Below are 1,695 nucleotides of genomic sequence, written 5' to 3' on the forward strand. Positions count from 1 at the left end.
CGACCAGATGGGGTGTGTATGCGGTAGGCATCGAACTCAATGAATGGGGCTTCGAACATGCCGTGTTTCAGTTTGATTCGGACCAGGCCTTCCCGGCGGTAAAGGCCAGTTGGATCTAGCCTTAGGTGTTTATCGTTGAGGGAAGCTAGCAGAATGCGGCCATACTTGCCTACGACTAAACAACTAATGATCACTATGAAAAGCCACTTCATAGAACTAATACCACCAATGAACTCTTCCAGAGTAAGATTATCCACAAGTGAAAAAATGATTGAGAGTAGTACAAGAAATGCAAGCATGGCGAGGCATAAAGCTGACATTAGGTAGAGCATATACAATGCCCCTTGTAACCGAACGAAGAAACCTCGACTGATTGTAAAAACGATTTCCCCCCACGGAAAACCATCCTCGGCATCCTGTTCTTCCTTGAATAGCCGCGCATAGGCCAACTGGGCATTAATGGTATTGGGTACAAGCGGATTTTGATAATGCCCCCAAGGCAATCGCTGGAAGGTTCGATCCATTTTAGGGTGCCCCCCTGGCAGCAGGGTGGGTATGTGGCTGGAGCGGTAGGCTGTGGGGCCATAATAGCCACCGACCGTTGGGCTGGGCGCCCCTCCCCGTCGGTCAGCGCCGTTGCTGCACACATCCATTGTTCTCTTCCCTTGGGCGTCCTGCCCTCTGAAACCACTGGCTCAATTGTTCACGAAAACGTCCTGCGCTGATACCGACCCATTCCGGTTTCTCATGATGTGGGCCAGGCAATGCTGGAATTTAGCTTCGTTAGCCCCAACCAGCAAAACGCAAGACCTGACCCTGAGCTCTCCTCCCAAAGCAATATCCAACTCAAGCAACCCACTTACCCTGTATATACCCAAGCAATTCCTCACTGGCCTTATCTTCGAGCCCATTCCATTTCAATTTAAGTGATTTTTCAGCGCCATCCAGGGCATACGAAACTATTGTATGTTTTCGATGGCTGGTATCGATATCAGTGATATTTTTGTATTTTATTAAATGCGTGGGTGCAATCAGAGAAAGCTTCAGCTCGATGTGGTCCTCATAGCATTTCACAGGAATAGTGGACGAATTCCACGACCCAATTAGGAACCCAATGACTGCACCTCCCAACGGGATAGCCGGAACGAATGGAAACACCAGCATCAGGATTAGCCAGACCAGCCCGACAATAGCAGTTCCAAATATCTGTACGTCTAAGAGGGCGGGATTAAATCTGTATGACCTTGCAGCTTCCATCTGGGCAAATCGCTCACGCCTTTCTGCATCCAGAGCTTGCCGTGCTCCCAATATGCCAACCAAGCCCAGTGGTATAAAACCAATACACCCTGCAATAAAGAGAGAGCAGCCAAATCGAACAATGCCCATTAAGCATAGACACAACCCAATCACATTCAGGGCAAGGCATGAACCTACAACAATAAGAAAGGCATCCGGATAGCCTTCAGCATAGATTGCCAAAAATGCTATTAAATGGATAACCAGTGCCGAGATAATCTTTCCGTTGATCATTTATTCCTTACCTATCCATTCAAAGGGTGGCCCGGAAGCCCGGGATAAACTTATCTCGCGGTAAACCACCAAATCGAAGCCGCCCCCTAACCAGCAAAACGCAGGACCTAAACCTGCACCTTCCGTCAAGAGTCACACCGAGTATCGAAGCTTCTCCGCCATCAG

Annotated in this window: 1 protein-coding gene and 1 pseudogene; both read right to left on the minus strand. The window is 48.8% G+C overall.

Annotated elements, in window-relative coordinates:
• Positions 1-524, minus strand: a pseudogene (locus BLV11_RS18145) (hypothetical protein); the annotation flags it as partial.
• Between the two features lie 322 nt (positions 525-846).
• Positions 847-1,530, minus strand: a complete 684-nt coding sequence (locus tag BLV11_RS18150; RefSeq protein WP_091817943.1) for a hypothetical protein — start codon at positions 1,528-1,530, stop codon at positions 847-849.
• Positions 1,531-1,695 lie beyond the last annotated feature (165 nt).

The organism is Marinobacter mobilis, from assembly GCF_900106945.1.
Lineage (GTDB): Bacteria > Pseudomonadota > Gammaproteobacteria > Pseudomonadales > Oleiphilaceae > Marinobacter > Marinobacter mobilis.